The 17,893-nt window shown below is 72.5% G+C and carries 20 protein-coding genes; 8 read left to right on the top strand and 12 right to left on the bottom strand.

The window, feature by feature from the left end:
• Positions 1–5: 5 nt before the first annotated feature.
• The 4 genes from ACWDUZ_RS05060 to ACWDUZ_RS05075 all read right to left on the bottom strand — a co-directional run bounded on the left by ACWDUZ_RS05060 (position 6) and on the right by ACWDUZ_RS05075 (position 3,121).
• The gene (locus ACWDUZ_RS05060) at positions 6–968 is read right to left on the bottom strand and encodes an electron transfer flavoprotein subunit alpha/FixB family protein (protein ID WP_451630393.1); all 963 of its coding nucleotides are present in this window, start codon (positions 966–968) and stop codon (positions 6–8) included.
• Positions 969–1,022: 54 nt separating this feature from the next.
• Positions 1,023–1,808: an electron transfer flavoprotein subunit beta/FixA family protein gene (locus ACWDUZ_RS05065; RefSeq protein WP_451630394.1), complete on the bottom strand. Its 786-nt coding sequence runs from the start codon at positions 1,806–1,808 to the stop codon at positions 1,023–1,025.
• Between the two features lie 220 nt (positions 1,809–2,028).
• On the bottom strand, positions 2,029–2,547 hold the full coding sequence (locus tag ACWDUZ_RS05070) for a flavin reductase family protein (RefSeq protein ID WP_451630477.1): 519 nt from the start codon (positions 2,545–2,547) through the stop codon (positions 2,029–2,031).
• Between the two features lie 196 nt (positions 2,548–2,743).
• Positions 2,744–3,121: a TlpA family protein disulfide reductase gene (locus ACWDUZ_RS05075; RefSeq protein ID WP_451630395.1), complete on the bottom strand. Its 378-nt coding sequence runs from the start codon at positions 3,119–3,121 to the stop codon at positions 2,744–2,746.
• Positions 3,122–3,339: 218 nt separating this feature from the next.
• Between ACWDUZ_RS05075 and ACWDUZ_RS05080 the strand changes: the two genes are divergently transcribed.
• Positions 3,340–4,068: a lysophospholipid acyltransferase family protein gene (locus ACWDUZ_RS05080; RefSeq protein ID WP_451630396.1), complete on the top strand. Its 729-nt coding sequence runs from the start codon at positions 3,340–3,342 to the stop codon at positions 4,066–4,068.
• A gap of 370 nt (positions 4,069–4,438) precedes the next feature.
• Here the strand turns inward: ACWDUZ_RS05080 and ACWDUZ_RS05085 are convergent, their stop codons facing one another.
• From ACWDUZ_RS05085 to ACWDUZ_RS05105, 5 genes are all read right to left on the bottom strand, one after another.
• Positions 4,439–5,032, bottom strand: a complete 594-nt coding sequence (locus ACWDUZ_RS05085; RefSeq protein WP_451630397.1) for a transglutaminase domain-containing protein — start codon at positions 5,030–5,032, stop codon at positions 4,439–4,441.
• An 82-nt stretch (positions 5,033–5,114) separates the two neighbouring features.
• Positions 5,115–5,570: a VOC family protein gene (locus tag ACWDUZ_RS05090; protein WP_451630398.1), complete on the bottom strand. Its 456-nt coding sequence runs from the start codon at positions 5,568–5,570 to the stop codon at positions 5,115–5,117.
• A 128-nt stretch (positions 5,571–5,698) separates the two neighbouring features.
• The gene (locus tag ACWDUZ_RS05095) at positions 5,699–6,769 is read right to left on the bottom strand and encodes a threonine aldolase family protein (RefSeq protein ID WP_451630399.1); all 1,071 of its coding nucleotides are present in this window, start codon (positions 6,767–6,769) and stop codon (positions 5,699–5,701) included.
• Positions 6,766–7,518: an SDR family NAD(P)-dependent oxidoreductase gene (locus tag ACWDUZ_RS05100; RefSeq protein WP_451630400.1), complete on the bottom strand. Its 753-nt coding sequence runs from the start codon at positions 7,516–7,518 to the stop codon at positions 6,766–6,768. Before ACWDUZ_RS05100 ends, ACWDUZ_RS05095 begins: the two co-directional genes overlap by 4 nt.
• A gap of 35 nt (positions 7,519–7,553) precedes the next feature.
• Positions 7,554–8,951: a DUF6421 family protein gene (locus ACWDUZ_RS05105; RefSeq protein WP_451630401.1), complete on the bottom strand. Its 1,398-nt coding sequence runs from the start codon at positions 8,949–8,951 to the stop codon at positions 7,554–7,556.
• A gap of 463 nt (positions 8,952–9,414) precedes the next feature.
• Here ACWDUZ_RS05105 and ACWDUZ_RS05110 point away from each other — a divergent pair, with 463 nt between their 5' ends.
• The gene (locus ACWDUZ_RS05110) at positions 9,415–10,098 is read left to right on the top strand and encodes a glycerophosphodiester phosphodiesterase (RefSeq protein WP_451630402.1); all 684 of its coding nucleotides are present in this window, start codon (positions 9,415–9,417) and stop codon (positions 10,096–10,098) included.
• Between the two features lie 45 nt (positions 10,099–10,143).
• Here ACWDUZ_RS05110 and ACWDUZ_RS05115 read toward each other — a convergent pair whose 3' ends face one another.
• The gene (locus tag ACWDUZ_RS05115) at positions 10,144–10,683 is read right to left on the bottom strand and encodes a GNAT family N-acetyltransferase (RefSeq protein WP_451630403.1); all 540 of its coding nucleotides are present in this window, start codon (positions 10,681–10,683) and stop codon (positions 10,144–10,146) included.
• Positions 10,684–10,777: 94 nt separating this feature from the next.
• Between ACWDUZ_RS05115 and ACWDUZ_RS05120 the strand changes: the two genes are divergently transcribed.
• Both ACWDUZ_RS05120 and ACWDUZ_RS05125 read left to right on the top strand, forming a co-directional pair.
• Positions 10,778–11,170: a VOC family protein gene (locus tag ACWDUZ_RS05120; RefSeq protein WP_451630404.1), complete on the top strand. Its 393-nt coding sequence runs from the start codon at positions 10,778–10,780 to the stop codon at positions 11,168–11,170.
• 90 nt (positions 11,171–11,260) lie between these two features.
• Positions 11,261–12,043 carry a VOC family protein gene (locus ACWDUZ_RS05125; protein ID WP_451630405.1) on the top strand — a complete coding sequence of 261 codons (783 nt, stop codon included), beginning with the start codon at positions 11,261–11,263 and terminating at the stop codon, positions 12,041–12,043.
• An 18-nt stretch (positions 12,044–12,061) separates the two neighbouring features.
• Here the strand turns inward: ACWDUZ_RS05125 and ACWDUZ_RS05130 are convergent, their stop codons facing one another.
• Together ACWDUZ_RS05130 and ACWDUZ_RS05135 are read right to left on the bottom strand one after the other, a co-directional pair.
• Positions 12,062–12,715 carry a MarR family winged helix-turn-helix transcriptional regulator gene (locus tag ACWDUZ_RS05130; RefSeq protein WP_451630406.1) on the bottom strand — a complete coding sequence of 218 codons (654 nt, stop codon included), beginning with the start codon at positions 12,713–12,715 and terminating at the stop codon, positions 12,062–12,064.
• Positions 12,712–14,406: an FUSC family protein gene (locus tag ACWDUZ_RS05135; RefSeq protein WP_451630407.1), complete on the bottom strand. Its 1,695-nt coding sequence runs from the start codon at positions 14,404–14,406 to the stop codon at positions 12,712–12,714. Before ACWDUZ_RS05135 ends, ACWDUZ_RS05130 begins: the two co-directional genes overlap by 4 nt.
• A 200-nt stretch (positions 14,407–14,606) precedes the next feature.
• On the opposite strand from ACWDUZ_RS05135, the gene ACWDUZ_RS05140 reads away from it, so the two are divergent.
• From ACWDUZ_RS05140 to ACWDUZ_RS05155, 4 genes are all read left to right on the top strand, one after another.
• A complete protein-coding gene (locus tag ACWDUZ_RS05140; RefSeq protein WP_451630408.1) occupies positions 14,607–15,191 on the top strand; it encodes a DUF5134 domain-containing protein in 585 nt (194 codons plus the stop codon).
• Between the two features lie 165 nt (positions 15,192–15,356).
• Positions 15,357–16,292: a M56 family metallopeptidase gene (locus ACWDUZ_RS05145; protein WP_451630409.1), complete on the top strand. Its 936-nt coding sequence runs from the start codon at positions 15,357–15,359 to the stop codon at positions 16,290–16,292.
• A gap of 117 nt (positions 16,293–16,409) precedes the next feature.
• Positions 16,410–17,096 (top strand): phosphatase PAP2 family protein, encoded by a 687-nt coding sequence (locus tag ACWDUZ_RS05150; protein WP_451630410.1) that lies wholly within the window; start codon positions 16,410–16,412, stop codon positions 17,094–17,096.
• A 15-nt stretch (positions 17,097–17,111) separates the two neighbouring features.
• Positions 17,112–17,834: an HAD family hydrolase gene (locus ACWDUZ_RS05155; protein WP_451630411.1), complete on the top strand. Its 723-nt coding sequence runs from the start codon at positions 17,112–17,114 to the stop codon at positions 17,832–17,834.
• The last annotated feature ends 59 nt before the right edge of the window (positions 17,835–17,893 follow it).

Genomic DNA, 17,893 nt, shown 5'->3' on the forward strand with positions numbered 1-17,893 from the left:
GGGACTCAGCCCTTGCGGGCCTTGATCTCCTCGGTCAGCTGCGGGACGACCTCGAACAGGTCGCCGACCACGCCGTAGTCGACCAGGTCGAAGATCGGGGCCTCGGGGTCCTTGTTGACCGCCACGATCGTCTTGGAGGTCTGCATACCGGCGCGGTGCTGGATCGCGCCGGAGATGCCGTTGGCGATGTACAGCTGCGGGGAGACACTCTTGCCGGTCTGGCCGACCTGGTTGGTGTGCGGGTACCAGCCCGCGTCGACGGCGGCACGCGAGGCACCGACGGCCGCACCGAGGGAGTCGGCCAGCGCCTCGATGATCGCGAAGTTCTCCGCGCCGTTGACGCCACGGCCGCCGGAGACCACGATCGCGGCCTCGGTCAGCTCCGGGCGGCCCGTCGACTCACGCGCGGTGCGACCCGTGACCTTGGTGCCGGTGGCCTTCTCGGAGAAGGACACCGACAGGGCCTCCACCGCACCGGCGGCCGGAGCGGCCTCCACGGCCGCACTGTTGGGCTTGACCGTGATGACCGGCGTGCCCTTGGAGACACGGGACTTGGTGGTGAAGGACGCGGCGAACACCGACTGGGTGGCCACCGGGCCCTCGGCGCCGGCCTCCAGGTCGACGGCGTCGGTGATGATTCCGGAGCCGATCCGCAGCGCCAGACGCGCGGCGATCTCCTTGCCCTCGGCGGAGGACGGGACGAGGACGGCGGCCGGGGACACCTGCTCGTGGGCCGCCTGGAGGGCGTCCACCTTCGGCACCACGAGGTACTCGCCGTACTCCGGGGCGTCGTGGGTCAGGACCTTCACCGCGCCGTGCTCGGCCAGCGTGGCGGCGGTGTCGGCGGCGCCGTTGCCCAGCGCGACGGCGACCGGCTCGCCGATGCGGCGGGCCAGGGTCAGCAGCTCCAGGGTGGGCTTGCGGACGGCACCGTCCACGTGGTCGACGTAGACGAGGACTTCAGCCATGGGACTTCTTCTCTCCTGCTTGCGAAGTATGAAGGGGCGGGAGGCGAGCGGGCCTCAGACGAACTTCTGGCTCGCGAGGAACTCGGCGAGCTGCTTGCCGCCCTCGCCCTCGTCCTTGACGATGGTGCCCGCGGTGCGCGCGGGGCGCTCGGCCGCCGACTCGACCACCGTGTAGGCGTTCTCCAGGCCGACCTCGTCCGCGTCGATGTCCAGATCGGACAGGTCCCAGGTCTCGACCGGCTTCTTCTTGGCCGCCATGATGCCCTTGAACGACGGGTAACGCGCCTCGCCGGACTGGTCGGTCACGGAGACGACCGCCGGGAGCTGCGCCTCGAGCTGCTCGGAGGCGGCGTCGCCGTCGCGGCGGCCCTTGACCGTGCCGTCCTCGACCGACACCTGGGACAGCAGGGTCACCTGCGGCACACCCAGCCGCTCGGCCAGCAGCGCGGGGACGACGCCCATGGTGCCGTCCGTCGACGCCATACCGGAGATCACCAGGTCGTAGCCGGCCTTCTCGATCGCCTTGGCCAGCACGAGAGAGGTGCCGATCGCGTCGGTGCCGTGCAGGTCCTCGTCCTCGACGTGGATCGCCTTGTCCGCACCCATCGACAGCGCCTTGCGCAGCGCGTCCTTGGCGTCCTCCGGACCCACCGTCAGCACGGTGACCTCGGCGTCGTCGGCGTCCTCGGCGATCTGCAGCGCCTGCTCGACCGCGTACTCGTCCAGCTCGGAAAGCAGACCGTCCACGTCGTCCCGGTCGACGGTCAGGTCATCGGCGAAGTGCCGGTCGCCAGTGGCGTCGGGCACGTACTTCACAGTGACAACGATCCTCAAGCTCACGCCGGCTCTCCTACTGCATCGTCATTTCAAGGCTGCCTTCTTGCAGGCAGCATAGGCGCCTGAAGCGGCCGATCCCGGTCGGGGCGACCCCGCGTCCCGGCCGGAACATTACTCGTCAGTACACCCAGTTCGTGCCCGCTAAGCAAGCGCTTTGAACTGTGACCTTCGCAACGCAGCGTAACCGGAACTCGACCGCTCCGCAGGCGGGGGGACCACGGGTTCAGTCACGCAGTCCGTTGAAACGTCCCTGGTGGTACACCAGCGGGCGCCCGGCGCCGGCCGGATCGCCGTGGACGACCTCGGCGATCACCAGGCGGTGGTCGCCCGCCGGAACACGCCCCACGACCCGGCAGACCAGCCAGGCCAGCACGTCGTCGAGGACGGGCACCCGCTCGGGACCCTCGCGCCAGGACGTGGCCGGACCGAACCGGTCGGCGCCGCTGCGGGCGAAGGTGGCGGCCAGGTCCTCCTGGTGCTCGCCGAGTATGTGGACGCCGATGTGGTCGGTACGGGAGATCGCGGGCCAGCTGGAGCCGGCGGTGCCGACGCCGAAGGAGACCAGCGGGGGCTCGGCGGAGACGGACGTCAGTGACGTGGCGGTGAAGCCGACCGGCCCCTCCTCGTCGAGCGCGGTGATCACCGCGACGCCCGCCGCGTGCCGCCGGAAGACGGAGCGGAGCAGATCGGGCGAGGCGAGCCGGGAGGCGGCGGGCGGGACGAGGTCGGACGGGGCCGTCATGGAGTTGTCCTTCTGCTGGAGGGGGGCGCGGGATCCGTGGCTGCTCACGAGTCCGGACAGCGCCCGCTCGCGGTGCGGGCGGGCGCGGCCGTCCGACGGCGTTCCCGTCCGGGGCGAAGGAGTTCACGAGGCATACGGTCAGGCTGACGATAGGTGGTGCACACAGTCAAGTACGCCCCGGATTGTGGGAGATGCCTCACCGGCCGGGGCCGGGGCCCGCGACCGCCGCTCCGAGGGCCGCGATGACGTCCGCCCGGCGGGGCTGTCCCGCGGCGCGCCGCACGATGCGGCCGCCTGCGTCGAGGACCAGCACGGTCGGGGTCCTGACGATGTCCAGGTCGCGCACGAGGTCCAGGTGGTCCTCGGCGTCGATGTCGACATGGGCGACGCCGGGGACCATGCCGGCCACCTCGCTCAGTACCCTGCGGGTCGCCCGGCAGGGGGCGCAGAAGGCGGTGGAGAACTGCACCAGCGTGGCGCGTGCTCCCAGCCGCTCGCCCAACTCGGCCGCGTCCAGCCGCCGGTCCGCGCTCCGTCCGCCCACCTGTTCTCTCCCGTTCCGCAGTCGTCGCACCGCCGTCGTCGCGCCGCCGTGAGCGGGCGGCCTCCGTTCGTTCAGCGTGCGCCGAGCCGAAAGGATTCCCCCGACGTGACGAGGATCTCGCCGCGGACGGGCACGCTGACTGGCTCCCCGGCCGTTCTTCGGGCACGATCTGCGACAGGCCGTAGACCTACGGCAGCGTAACTTGCCGGGAGCCACCGTCCCGGCAGACAGAAGGGTCCGCCCCGCCCATGGCAGAGCTCGTCTACCGTCCCGTCATCGGCCTGGCCCGCACGATGTTCAAGGTGTGGGACCTCAAGATCGACTGCCGTGGGTCGGAGAACATCCCGCGCACGGGCGGCGCGGTGCTGGTGAGCAATCACATCAGCTACCTGGACTTCATCTTCAACGGGCTGGCGGCACTCCCCCAGAAGCGCCTGGTGCGGTTCATGGCCAAGGAGTCGGTCTTCCGGCACCGGATCTCCGGCCCGCTGATGCGCGGCATGAAGCACATCCCGGTGGACCGCTCCCAGGGCGAGGCGGCCTACGCCCACGCGCTGGACTCACTGAGGTCCGGCGAGGTCATCGGCGTGTTCCCGGAGGCCACCATCTCCGAGTCCTTCACCCTCAAGAGCTTCAAGTCCGGTGCGGCCCGCCTGGCCCAGGAGGCGGGCGTCCCGCTGATCCCCATGGCCGTCTGGGGCACCCAGCGGCTGTGGACGAAGGGCCACCCGCGCAACTTCCGGCGCAGCCACACCCCCGTCACGGTCCGGGTGGGCGAGGCGGTCGAGGCCCCTCGCGACCAGTACGCGGGGGTCATCACCCGCCGGCTGCGCGAGCGCGTCCAGGAGCTGCTGGAGGCCGCCCAACGCGCGTACCCCGTACGCCCCAAGGGCCCGGAGGACACCTGGTGGATGCCCGCCCACCTCGGCGGCACGGCCCCGACCCCCGAACAGCTCCGCGCGGCAGCGGCGGCGTGATCCACGGTCGGCCGCCACGGCGCCGCAAGGACCACGGAGTCCACCGACGGCTCCTGATCGAGCGGACCGGACGCATCCGGGCGCGCACGGACCGGATCTCGTGCACCAGCATCGCGACGCACGACTGCACGCCGACGACGAGTGACCGGTACCGCCCGCGTTCCTGGTGCTGCCAGTGCTGGGACAGGCAACGCTTGCCCGTTGAGGAGCGGCGTCCGGTGCGTGCTCTCGGTGTGCCGGCCGGAAGCCCTCGTACCGGACGTACTCGGGCTTTCGGCCGGTGCGGCGAGTGGGGGTACCGCCCGCGCCCTGGAGGCAGTGGGGGAGCGTGCAGGGCGCCGCGACGGGGCGGATGTTGCCTGTCGCAGCACTAGAGCGCGGTGGGGAGCGTCTTCGACAGCGACGGCCGGTCGGGCGCGGTCCTGAGGGCGTTCAGCACGCCCGGGTGCGGCTCCGCGTACAGCTCCGGATAGTCCACCTCGCCCGCCCTCGGGTCCGGAACGTAGGCCAGCCGTTCACCGGCAAGGGAGAACCCGGCGTCGACGCCCGGTTTGTTGCCGCGCGGGTCCTGCCGGTGCCAGGCGCCGTTGAACCGTACGGCGACCAGGCCGTGCAGCACGTACCCCCCGCCGTCGTCGCTCGTCAGCCGCTGGTAGCACAGCGCCGTCGGGATGTCCTCGGCCCGCAGCAGGGCGGCCAGCGCATGGGCCTTGGCGTGGCAGATGCCGGTGCGGCGCTCCAGGACGTCGGAGGCCCGCCAGGTGACGCGCGGGTCACCGAAGTCCTGCGAGTGCGGGACGGTGTCGCGCACGAACTCGTACGCGGCCCGCGCATAGGCATACGAGTCTTCCACCCTCTCGGCGAGTCGCGCGGCCGCCTCGCGGACTACCGGGTGGTCGTGGTCGATCGCCTCGTCCGCGGCCAGATAGGCGGACAGGTCGGGGATGTTCTGGATCAGCTCCATGGCCGCAGAGCATAGGAATGCGATCACTCTGCGGTCAATGACTTTTCAAGTTGTCGCATATTTATGCAGCCCTGCCGACGGCTCACGGCGGCCCCGACCGGCCGCCCCGGCCTGACTGCGCCTGCCTCAAGCGGTCGGCGACGTACTCCGCGAGCGACTGACGGGACGGGTGTCCCCAGCCGATGCAGAACGGGTGCCCGGCCGGGTCCGCATACACCTGGTGACCCTCGGCGGCATCGAGATCGGGAGCCTGCCGAAGCAGCCGGGCGCCCAGGGCGACGGCCTCCTCGTGCGCGGCTCGCGGGTCGTCGACGTGCAGGTCGAGATGGATTTGCTGGGGGGTCGTCCCGTGCGGCCAGTCGGGCGGGACGTGGTTCGGCGCCCGTTGCACGCCGATCCGCCACTCTCCCGCGGCGTCGATGACACTGTGCCAGTCGTCGTCCTCGAAGACGTGCCCGCCGAGCATGCCGGCCCAGAACGCGCTCTCCGCATGGAGGTCGGCCGCATCGAACACGAGCACCTGACGGACCATCCGCATGGCACGCACCCTATGGGGAGCGAGGGCCGGCCGGACAGAGCGTCCCCAGCCTCGCCGGCCCTCCCCGACCGACGCCCGCCCCCGCACGGGAGCGGTCGCGGGTCAGCCCCTGATCAGCGGGCCGTCGATCAGCGGGCCATCTCCTCCTTCAGCGCCGCCACGAAGGCGTCCACGTCGTCCTCGCTGGTGTCGAAGGAGCACATCCAGCGCACGACACCCGCCGCCTCGTCCCAGAAGTAGAAGCGGAACCGCTTCTGCAGGCGCTCGCTCACGTCGTGCGGCAACCGGGCGAAGACACCGTTGGCCTGGACCGGGTGGAGGATCTCCACCCCGTGCACGGCCCGCACGCCCTCGGCCAGCCGCTGGGCCATCTCGTTGGCGTGACGCGCGTTGCGCAGCCACAGGTCCTTGGCCAGCAGAGCCTCCAACTGCACCGAGACGAAGCGCATCTTGGAGGCGAGCTGCATGCTCATCTTGCGGATGTGCCTCATCCGCCGGACGGCGTCCCGATCGAGCACGACGACCGCCTCGCCGAACATCGCGCCGTTCTTCGTCCCGCCCAGGGAGAGGATGTCGACGCCGGCCGCGTCGGTGAACGTCCGCATGGGGACGTCCAGGGACGCTGCCGCGTTGGCGATGCGGGAGCCGTCCATGTGCACCTTCATCCCGAGCGCGTGGGCGTGGTCGCAGATCGCCCGGATCTCCTCGGGTGTGTAGAGGGTGCCCAGCTCGGTGCTCTGGGTGATCGAGACGGCCTGTGGCATCGCGCGGTGCTCGTCCTCCCAGCCATAGGCCTGCCGGTCGATCAGCTCGGGCGTGAGCTTGCCGTCGGGCGTGGGCACGGTGAGCAGCTTCAGGCCGGCCATGCGCTCGGGGGCGCCGCCCTCGTCGACGTTGATGTGCGCGCTCTCGGCGCAGATCACCGCGCCCCAGCGGTCGGTGACGGCCTGGAGCGCGACGACGTTGGCACCCGTTCCGTTGAACACCGGGAACGCCTCGGCGGTGGCGCCGAAGTGGCTGCGGACGATCCGCTGGAGGTTCTCGGTGTAGTCGTCCTCCCCGTACGCGACCTGGTGCCCGCCGTTGGCCAGGGCCAGGGCGGCGAGCACCTCCGGGTGGACCCCGGCGTAGTTGTCGCTGGCGAAACCGCGGACGTCCGGGTCGTGATGGCGACGCGCGTCGGTCCTGGGAGGGTTCACGGCTTCTCGGTCAGCCACAGACGGTTTCCGTTCACTTCCGCGGCGGGCTTCTCCCAGATGCCGGTGATGGCCTCGGCCAGGTCCTTGACGTCCGTGAAGCCCGCGAACTTCGCGTTGGGGCGCTCGGCGCGCATCGCGTCGTGCACCAACGCCTTCACCACCAGGATCGCAGCCGCCGATGTCGGCCCCTCGGGGCCCCCCGCCTTGCGGAAGTAGTCGGCCGTCGCCAGCGTCCACGCCTCGGCCGCGGCCTTGGCGGCGGCGTAGGCGGCGTTGCCCGCGGTGGGCTTGGTGGCGCCGGCGGCGCTGATCAGGACGTACCGGCCGCGGTCGCTGCGCTGGAGCGCCTCGTGGAAGGCGAGGGAGGTGTGCTGCACCGTGCGGATGAGCAGCAGCTCCAGGAAGTCCCAGTCGTCGAGGCTGGTCTTGGTGAAGGTCTCGCTGCCGCGCCAGCCGCCCACGAGGTGGACCAGGCCGTCGACCCGCCCGAAGTCCTTCTCGACGTGGGTCGCCCAGTCCCGGGTGGACTTCAGGTCCAGCAGGTCGACGGTGTCCCCGGTGACGGTGGCTCCGCCGCAGGCGTAGCGGGCCGCGTCGACGGCCTGGGAGAGCCGCTCGGGGTCGTTGTCCGCCCCGACCACGGTCGCGCCCGCCTCGGCGAGCCTGAGCAGGGTCGCCCGGCCGGCCGGTCCGCCCGCGCCCGCCACCGCGATCACCGCACCGTTCAGCGGCCCGTTGCCGTTCCCCATCTTCTCCTCCTGAGCACGTTTCCCGGTGCGGTCGCTCACGCGGCGACCCGCTCGGCGCTGTCCGCGGTGATGCCCTTGGTGGAGGCGATCACGTTCTTCAGTTTCTTGGACAGAGCCTCGTAGAACATGCTCAGCGGAAACTCGTCCGGAAGCACGTCGTCGACGAGCTTGCGCGGCGGCTGGGTCAGGTCCAGGGCGTCGGGGCCCTTGGCCCACTTGGAGCCGGGGTGCGGAGCGAGGAAGGTGGAGACCAGTTCGTAGCCGGCGAACCAGTGCACCAGCTTCGGGCGGTCGATGCCGTCGCGGTACAGCTTCTCGATCTCGGCGCACAGCTGGTTGGTGACCTGCGGGGCGCGCTCCCAGTCGATGGAGAGCTTGTTGTCGGTCCAGCGCACCACGTCGTGCTTGTGCAGGTAGGCGAAGAGCAGCTGGCCGCCGAGGCCGTCGTAGTTGCGCACCCGCTCGCCGGTGACGGGGAAGCGGAACATGCGGTCGAACAGCACCGCGTACTGCACGTCACGGGCCTGCGGCACGCCGTCCTTCTCCAGCCGCACGGCCTCCTTGAAGGCGGTGAGGTCACAGCGCAGCTCCTCCAGGCCGTACATCCAGAACGGCTGGCGCTGCTTGATCATGAACGGGTCGAACGGCAGGTCGCCGTGGCTGTGGGTGCGGTCGTGGACCATGTCCCACAGCACGAAGGCCTCCTCGCAGCGCTTCTGGTCGTGGACCATGGCGGCGATGTCCTCGGGCAGGTCGAGGCCCAGGAGGTCGACGGCGGCGGCGGTCACCCGGCGGAAGCGGGCGGCCTCGCGGTCGCAGAAGATGCCGCCCCAGGAGAATCGCTCCGGCGCCTCACGGACGGCGATGGTCTCGGGGAACAGGACGGCGGAGTTGGTGTCGTAGCCGGCCGTGAAGTCCTCGAACTTGATGCCGCAGAACAGCGGGTTGTCGTAGCGGGTGCGCTCCAGCTCGGCCAGCCACTGCGGCCAGACCATGCGCAGCACGACCGCCTCCAGGTTGCGGTCGGGGTTGCCGTTCTGCGTGTACATCGGGAAGACGACCAGGTGCTGGAGCCCGTCCTCGCGGTGCGCGGCGGGCTGGAAGGCCAGCAGCGAGTCGAGGAAGTCCGGCACCTGGAAGCCGCCCTCGGCCCAGCGCCGGAGGTCCTTGGCCAGGGCCTCGTGGTAGGCGGCGTCGTGCGGCAGCAGCGGGGACAGTTCCTCCACCGCGTCGATCACGCGGCCCAGGACGGCCTCGACGTCCTCCCGGGTCGGGGCGCCCTCGGCCTCGAAGTCGATGGAGCCGTCCTTCGACTGCCATGGCCGGATCTGCTCCACGGCATCCTTGAGCACGGGCCATGACGGGTGCTCAACCACCCTGCTCACGGGAGGAACCTGCCCCTCCGCACCCACTTGCACAAGAATTTCCGTCATGACCCATCCTTCACGGGAGAAGCTCGCGTAAGAAGACCGTATACATGCGGGGTTTCTCGCAGCAAGGGCGCCCTCCGAAAAATATCCTGCCACTCCCCTTGACCGCAGCCCATTTTCCTGTCGGCCACCGCGGACGCGGCCACTTCCACTAGGCCGGTCGGGTGAGGCACCGCTCCGGAGCAGCCCTGCGTCCGCACCCGGGGCCAGGGTCGGTTTCCGGCCCCGGACGACGGTGGAACGGCCTCGATCCGCCGCGGTCAACATCCGCCGGACTCGCCCACGACGGAGTGACGGTCCAGGCGGCCCCGGGCCCGTCCGGTCCCGGCCGTCACCCCACTGCCCCGTGTACGCACGGGTTCATCGCGGGCCGGGGCCGTTAGGCTGCGGCACTGCCGCGTGGACGACGAGGTCCCTGAAGGTCCGCGTGCATGCCGAGCCGCCGTCGACGGAAGCGAGTTGAACCTTGAACTTCCTTACCATCGGTCACCGCGGAGTCATGGGTGTCGAGCCCGAGAACACCCTCCGTTCCTTCGTGGCCGCCCAGCAGGCGGGCCTCGACGCCATCGAACTCGATCTGCACCTGAGCAAGGACGGCGCACTCGTCGTCATGCACGACGCCGACGTGGAGCGCACGACCGACGGCAGCGGGCCGATCGCCGACAAGACCCTCGCCGAGCTGCGCGCGCTCGATGCGGGGAAGGGCGAGCGGATCCCGGTCTTCGAGGAGGTCCTCGACGCGGTACGGGCGCCGCTCCAGGCCGAGATCAAGGACGTGGCGGCGGCGCAGGCGCTGGCGGAGGTCATGCGCCGGCGGGACCTGGTGTCGCGGGTCGAGGTGCTGTCGTTCCACGACGAGGCGATCGCCGAGATCGCGCGCCTGGTGCCCGGCGTCCGCACCGCGCTGGTCGCCGACCACTACGGCACGGAGGTCGTCGAGCGTGCCGTCGCCGTCGGCGCCGCGACCCTCGTCCTCAACATTCGCCGGCTCACCCTGGAGATCGTCGAGCACGCGCGCGCGGCGGACCTGAGGATCATCGGCTGGGTGGTGAACACCCTGGCCCATCTGAGGTTCGTGCGTGCCCTGGAGCTGGACGGGGCCACCACGGACTTCCCGGAGATCAAACGCACCGGCCGCTTCACCGCCTGATACGCGCCGGCCACCGCACCGCGCGACGCGGGCCGGGCGCGGTGGCTACGCGAGCTCCTTGACCAGCAGCTCGAACTGGAGGTCGTCGCGCTGCGGGATGCCGAAGCGCTCGTCGCCGTACGGGAAGGGGGTCATCCGTCCCGTACGGCGGTAGCCGCGGCGCTCGTACCAGGCGATCAGGTCCTCCCGCACGGAGATCACCGTCATGTGCATCTCCGTCACGCCCCACGTCTCGCGGGCCTGCCGTTCCGCCTCCGCGATGATCAGCTTGCCCAGTCCGCCGCCCTGGAGGGTGGGGCTCACCGCGAACATGCCGAAGTAGGCGTGGCCGCCGCGGTGCTCGAGCTGGCAGCAGGCGACCACCCGACCGTCCCGCTCCACCGTCAGCAGCCTGCTGTCCGGGGCCTTGATCACGGCCCGGACGCCCTCCGGGTCCGTCCGCTGCCCCTGGAGGATGTCCGCCTCGGTCGTCCAGCCCGCCCGGCTGGACTCGCCCCGGTACGCCGACTCGATCAACGCGACCAGGGTGTCGACGTCGGCGTCGGTGGCGTCACGGAAGGTGAGTCCGGGGGCGGCGGTGTCCATGGCTGGTGCCTTTCGGTCTCGGGTGCGGCCGAAGGGTCTTCGGCGGCGCGGCAGGGCGGGAGTGATGGCAATCCTGCCACTAAGGTCCCGGTGCATGGTGCACGTACTCAGCAGCCGGACACTGCTCCGGCCCACCGACCCCGAGCGCTCCCGCACGTTCTACGGCGAGCAGCTGGGCCTGGCCGTCTACCGCGAGTTCGGCACGGGCCCGCAGCGCGGCACCGTCTACTTCCTCGGCGGCGGCTTCCTGGAGCTGTCGGGCCGCTCGGAGGCCCCGCCCTCCCCCGCCGTGCGGCTCTGGCTCCAGGTGGCGGACGTGGCCGCGGCCCACGACCAGCTGCGCGAGCGGGGCGTCGAGATCGTACGCCCGCCGGTGCGGGAGCCATGGGGACTGATCGAGATGTGGATCGCCGACCCGGACGGCACGCCGATCGTCCTCGTGGAGGTGCCGGCGGACCATCCGCTGCGCTATCGGGCTGGGATCTGAGGGCTGTGACCGGAGCGGCTCCCGCTGGCCACCGAGGGTGACCGGGGATAGCGTGCTTGTGGTGGGGGCGAGCCTTCCCGGAGGAATGCCATGGAGTTCGACAAACCGGTGCTCGGCGGCCCCAGCTGGGCGGAGCTGGCAACCAGCGATCTCGCGGCGGCGCAGCAGTTCTACGGAGAGGTCTTCGCCTGGCGGTGCGAGACGGACCCCCGTCCCGAACTGCGCGGATACGCCATCGCCCGCCTGGGGGACGCGGCGGTCGCGGGCATCGGCCCGCTGTACCGGCCCACGCAGCCGGTCGCCTGGAACATCACGTTCGCCGTCGCCGACATCGACAAGGCCACGAACCGGGTGGTGGAGGCCGGCGGAACGGTGATCCGCGGCCCCATGGACATCTTCGACGAGGGCCGCCGGACCGTGGCGCTCGACCCGTCCGGCGCGGCGTTCCAGATGTGGCAGGCCGGCAAGTTCCAGGGCGCGGGAGTGTTCAACCGGCCTGGCGCGCTGGGCTGGGTGGAGCTCGCGACGCGGGACGTGCGCCGGGCCCGGAACTTCTACACCAGCGTCTTCGGGTGGAGCGTCAACGCCTCGGAGTGGTACACGCAGTGGGGCACGCACGGCCTGGACTTCGGCGGCGTGACAGCCCTGCACGAACGCTTCCCGGCCGATGTGCCCCCGCACTGGATGCCGTACTTCGCCGTCGAGGACGTCGACGCGACGACCGAGGTCGCCGTGCGGGCCGGCAGCAAGACCCTCCAGGAGCCCACCTCCGTCGAGGGCGGGCCCCGCATCGCGGTGCTGCGGGATCCCCAGGGCGCGGCGTTCGGGATCTACGTGGCCGGGGACGAGGAGCCCCGGCCGGAGGGCATCTGAGCCGCCCCGTCGGCCCGGTCAAGCCCTGCGGCCCTCCAGGCGGTCCAGGAGCATGCGCAGCAGGCCGGCCAGCTCGTCCTGCCGCTCGCCGTCCAGTCCGGCGAGCACGGTTTGTTCGTAGGCGAGCTGTGCCGGGAGGATGCCGTCGACCAGGTCCCGCCCGGCGTCCGTGAGGTGGACGTGGGCCACGCGGCGGTCACGGGTGTCGCCGCGGCGCTCCACCAGACCGCGGGCGGTCAGCTGCTTCAGCCGCTTGGTGACGGCGGCGCCCGAGGAGAACGTCTCGCGGGCCAGTTCGCTCGGCGTGAGCTCGTGGCCGGTGCGCCGCAGCGCGCCGAGCAGGTCGAACTCGGCCCGGCTGAGCCCCGCCCGGCGCAGCGGCGCGTCCTCGGCCTGCTGGAGCAGGGCGGCGCAGCGGTTGACGCGGCCGATGATCTCCATCGGGCCGGTGTCCAGGTCGGGGTGGACGGACCGCCACTGGCGGACGACCACGGCCACGGTGTCGTCACGGTCGGCGCCCGGCACCGGCTGCGGCGCGGGCCACGACGCGGAGCGGCCCTGGCCCTCCGCGGCCGCTTCCCCGACCGCCGTCCGTCTCGCTGCCGCTTGCCCCGCGACCGCCTCTCCGGATGCCGCTTCACCCGGTTCCGGCCGTCCGTCGTGCGCCGTCATGGCCGTACGTCCTCCGTCGTCCTGCCCGTGCTCCCCGCCGGGGCGTGAAGGCCCAGGCGTCGTACCGTCGCGGCGAGCGTACGGTGTGCGGACTGCTCGGTGAGCACGACCCGCTCCTGGGGCAGGGCCCGCTGCCACCACTCGCCGGACGCGGCGTCGACGCTGCCGCGCAGCTCCACCAGCGCGACGGACAGGCTCCGGCGGCCGGCCTCCAGGGCGGCGGGCGCCGGCCGCTCCTCGGCGAGCAGGCGCGCGGCCCGCTCGCGGGCCCGGTCGACGGCGGTCAGGGCGTGCTCGACGCGGTCGCCGGTCCGGCGGTTGGTGACGGCGACGGCGGCCGCGAAGCCGACCACGGCGCCGACGACGGTGTCCACGGCCCGCTCGGTGATCAGCTCGCCCTCGGCCTGCCGTCCGGCGAACTCCGTGATGAACAGCGCCATCGGGGTCACGCGGATGGTGCCGAGCCAGTAGTTCCGGGCGATCAGTGCCTCGGCACCGAAGTTGAGGGCCGCGCAGCACAGCACGAGGCCGAGGCCGCCGGAGTGCGCGAGCGGGGCGATCGCGGCGAAGACGAGGACGCCGACGAGGTTGCCCACGACGCGCTGGACGCTCCGGCTCCAGGTGAGGGCGAGGTTGGCCTGGTAGAGCGAGGCCGCGGTGACCAGGGCCCAGTAGGGCCGGCCGATGCCGAGCGCGAGGGAGGCGTACCCCGCGAGCGCGCAGCCGAGACCGGTGCGCACGGCGACCGGCGTGAGCGGGCCGAGCCGGCGCCACCAGGGGCGGTGCCGGACGGTGTGCTCGGCGTCCACGCCGAGGAGTTCCTCCGCGGCCGCCGCCGTCTCGCCGGCATCGGGGACCGGGCCGGTGCCGCGCAGTTGCCGTGCCCAGTTCCGCAGCCGGTCCGCGTCGGTGTCGGCGGGGGCGGCGAGCGCCACCTCGGCGCGGACGAGCAGACGCTCCAGGGCGCGCCGGGGCCGGGGGCGCGAGCCGGTGGCCGACAGGGCCTGCCAGGCCGCCTGGACGGCGGTGGCGGCGGCGGCACGGGTCCGGGCCTGGCCGTCCGAAGTGCCGCGGGTGGCGGCGTACGCGGCGGCCGTGTCCAGCGCCCGGGCGGTGGCGCGGCGTTCCGGGCCGTGCGGGCGGAGCAGGCCGGGCGCCATCCCGACCAGCCAGGCCCACGCGGCCACGGCGGCGGCCAGCGCCAGATGGCCGGGGACCTGGCCGAGGGTCTGCGGGACGAACAGGGAGGCGGAACTGACGAAGGTCAGGACGACGTTGCCGGGCGGGCCGACGCGGGTGGCGTCGCACAGTGCCTTCTGAGCGGCCGCCATGACGGCGCCGACGGCGACCAGGACGACCGCGTCGGAGGTCAGCGAGGCGGCGACCAGCGAGAGACCAAGACCGCCGAGCATGCCCAGTACCACCCACCCGAGGACGCGGGCGCGCGCGGCGTAGGGGCGGTTGTGGGCGTACAGGGCGCACAGCGATCCGGCCATCGTGTACACGGCCAGGTCGAGCCTGCCGAGGGCGAGCAGCACGAGAGTGGGCGGGACGATTGAGGCGACGACGCTCAGGGCGGGTTTGAACCAGATGTCGGAGGGACGGCCCAGCCTCAGCACACCGGTGAGCGGAAGACGGCGGACGGGGCGTGTCGCGAGGGTGGGGTCGGGGCTGGGGGTGGCACTGCTCATGGCACAAGGTTAACAGGTATTTTACCAGTAAATGATTTCGCGTCGTCTCCGTTGGGCAGGGGGTGACCGCGCGCACCACCGGGCATGCTCCCCGCGTACACCTTTGCGCTCGTGTGCGCACCGCGTGCCCCGGGCATCGCAAGAGCGACCGACCGGATCGCCGCCCGGCGGCCCGGACCCGTCGAACGGGGAGGTGGCGGGTGCACGGACCGGCTTCGCCCGGCTGGCTGCTGGTCGCGCTCTGCGCGGCGACCGGCGCCTACTGTCTGCTGCGCATGCGCAGCCCCCTGGAGGAGCAGCGCCGCGCCGCGGGCGGCGAGGCGCTGATGGGCTTCGGCATGGCCGCCATGGCCGTGCCCGCGGCCGTGTTCACCCCGCCGGCCTGGGCCTGGCCCGGCTACGCGGCCGTCTTCGGCGCGGCGGCACTGCGCGCGCTGTGGTCGGCACGGACGAGTCCGCACCATCTGCACCACCTGGTGGGCACGGGTGCCATGGTCTACATGTCCGTCGTCATGGCCGTCGCGCCGGAGTCCCACCACCATGGGCACGGCGGATCCGGCGTCCCGCCGCTTACCGGCGCCCTGCTGCTGTACTTCGCCGGCTACGTCCTGCTGTCGGGCGCCCGACTGGTGCCGACGGCGGCCACGACGGCGACCGTGCGTGCGGGCGCGGGTCCGGGGACGCCGAGAGCCGGAAGCCCGCGCTGGGGCGACCGGCCGGAGTTGTCACGGGCGTGCCGGCTGTCGATGGGGATGGCGATGGTCGCCATGCTGCTGACGCTGTGAGCGACGTGCCGCTGAGCGGGCTCCTCGTGTGAGACCGCTCGGCGCGGCGGCGAGGCGGGACGCCTCGGACGCGGGCCGGGCGTGCGGCAGCCGTGGGTCCGTGGTCTGTGTCACTTCGGCGCGGGGAACCGTGTCCGGGGCGTGGGCCGCTCATAGGGTGATCGCATGATGGTGCCCGCAGTCCTGCTGCTGCTCGGCGCGCTGACCGCCGTGGCCGCTCCCCGGCTGCTCACCCGGGGCGACTGGACGGACCGGGAGCCGGTGGTCGCGCTGTGGGTGTGGCAGTGCGTGGTGGCCGGCGTCCTGCTGTGCTGTGCGCTGTCGATGGTCCTCAGCGCGGCGGCCGCCTGGCAGGCGGTGCGCGGCCATGTGTTCGCCACGGCTCCGCGTGCGGTGGTGGAGGCCTACGCCTTCGGCGCGGCCGGCGCCTGGGCGCCGACGACCGCGGTGGCGCTGGCGTGCGCGGGGGTGTGGAGCGCGGCGATGCTGGTCCGCGAGGTCGTACGGGCCCGCTCGGGCCGCAGTCGCCGGCGCGCCGAACTCCTCGTCCGTGCCCCGCTGCTGCCGGGTGAGCAGCCCGGCGCCGACCGGCTCCTGGTCCTGGAGGGCGATCGGCCGGAGGCGTGGTGGCTGCCGGGCGATCCACCGCGACTGGTCGTCACCACGGCCGCGCTGCGGAGGCTGAAGGGGCGCCGGCTGGACGCCGTCCTCGCCCATGAGCAGGGGCACGCACGGGCCCGGCACGACTGGCTGCTGCACTGTTCGGCCGCGCTGGCGGAGGGTTTTCCCCAGGTGCCGGTGTTCGCCGCGTTCCGCGACGAGATGCACCGTCTGGTCGAACTCGCCGCCGACGACATGGCCTCGCGCCGCTTCGGCCGGCTGACGACCGCGCTGGCGCTCGTCGAACTCAACGAGGACCGGGGCGTCTTCGGCCCCGTCCCCGCCGCGCATGCCCATGTTCCGCAGCGGGTGCACCGCCTGCTCACCCCGCCGCACCGGCTCACCGCGGCCCGTCGGCTGCGTCTGACGGCGCTGGCCTCGCTCGTCCCGGTGATCCCGGTCCTGGTGACGCTGGTGCCGGGGTTGCGGGCACTGGGCTGACCGGCAGGGCACGGCGACGGGCGGCCGCCCCGGCGCCCATGATGCCGACCGCCGGGGCGCCCGCCGTCGGCACGGTCGACGGTGTTTCTCCGTGTGCCTGTGGGCGAGGATCGAGTCATGCCTGCCGCTCCCGTGGAGTCCCCGCCCTGTCCGGCCGACCGGCGTACCGTCGCCGCGCGGGCCGCTGCCTCGGTCCTGTTCCTGTGCTCCGCGGTGCTGACGGCGCTGGTCGTCGTCCGATGGCGGCCGCTGATGCTGTTCGACGGCGCTGTCGCCCGTACGAGTCACGGCTGGGCGGTGGACGAGCCCGGTCTCACGCAGGCGTGCCGCGTCCTCACCGACTGGGTGTGGGACCCGGTGACGATGCGCCTGCTGTGCGCGGCGGCCGCGGTGTGGCTGCTGTGGCGTCGCTCGGCCTGGTGGACGGCGGCGTGGCTGGTGGGCGCGTGTGCGCTGACCGCCGTGCTGCAACAGGGGCTGAAGGCCGCGGTCGGCCGGCCCCGCCCCGCGTGGCCCGACCCGGTGGACTCCGCACACTACGCGGCCTTCCCGTCCGGTCACGCCATGACCGCGACGGTGGTGTGCGGCCTGCTCCTGTGGCTGCTACGGCGCGAGGGCGTCACGGGCACGCTGTGGGGCGCCGCCGTGGCGCTGGCCGTGCTCTCGGTCGTCGGGGTCGGCCTGACCCGCGTCTGGCTGGGCGTGCACTGGCCCTCGGACGTCCTCGGCGGCTGGCTGCTGGGCGCGGCGTTGGCGGCGGGTGCGGCGGCCGTCCACGACCGCTGGCCCGCGTCGTCCGGATGAGCGATGATCACCTCCATGTCTGCTGTCCTCTTCGACTTCTCCGGCACCCTCTTCCGCATCGAGTCCACCGAGTCCTGGTTGCGTGCCGTACTGGACGAAGCCGGTCCGGCTCTCGGGGAACGGGATCTGGCCGAGGCGGCACGGGCGCTGGAGGAGGCCGGTGCGCTGCCGGGCGGGGCGCCCCCCGTGCGGATCCCCGGGGAACTGGCCGGACTCTGGAAGAACCGCGACCGCAGTGCCGAGGCGCATCGGGCCGCCTACACCGGTCTGTCCCGTCAGGTACGGCTGCCCGATCCGGCGCTGCACGACGCACTGTACGACCGGCACAAGACCCCGGCCGCCTGGGCCCCGTACCCGGACGCGCCCGAGGTGCTGCGCACCCTGCACGAGCGCGGGATCGCGGTCGCCGTGGTGAGCAACATCGGCTGGGACCTGCGCCCGGTGTTCCGCGCACACGGCCTGGACGCCTACGTCGACGCATACGTCCTGTCGTACGAGCACGGCATCCAGAAACCGGACCCGAGGCTGTTCACGGTGGCGTGCGAGGCGCTCGGCACGGACCCCGGTGATGCGCTGATGGTCGGGGACGACCGCCACGCCGACGGCGGTGCTGCGGCCCTGGGGTGCGCGGTGCACTTCGTGGACCATCTGCCGGTGGAGAAGCGGCCGGACGCGCTTCGGCCGGTGCTCGACCTGGTGGCGGCGCCCGGACAGGCGGGGCCGGACCGCCGGGACTGACCTGACCGGGATGGACCGGACCGGGATGGACCGGACCGGGCCCGGATGGATCGCGGGTG

The sequence above is a fragment of the Streptomyces sp. NPDC003393 genome (genome assembly GCF_053589015.1).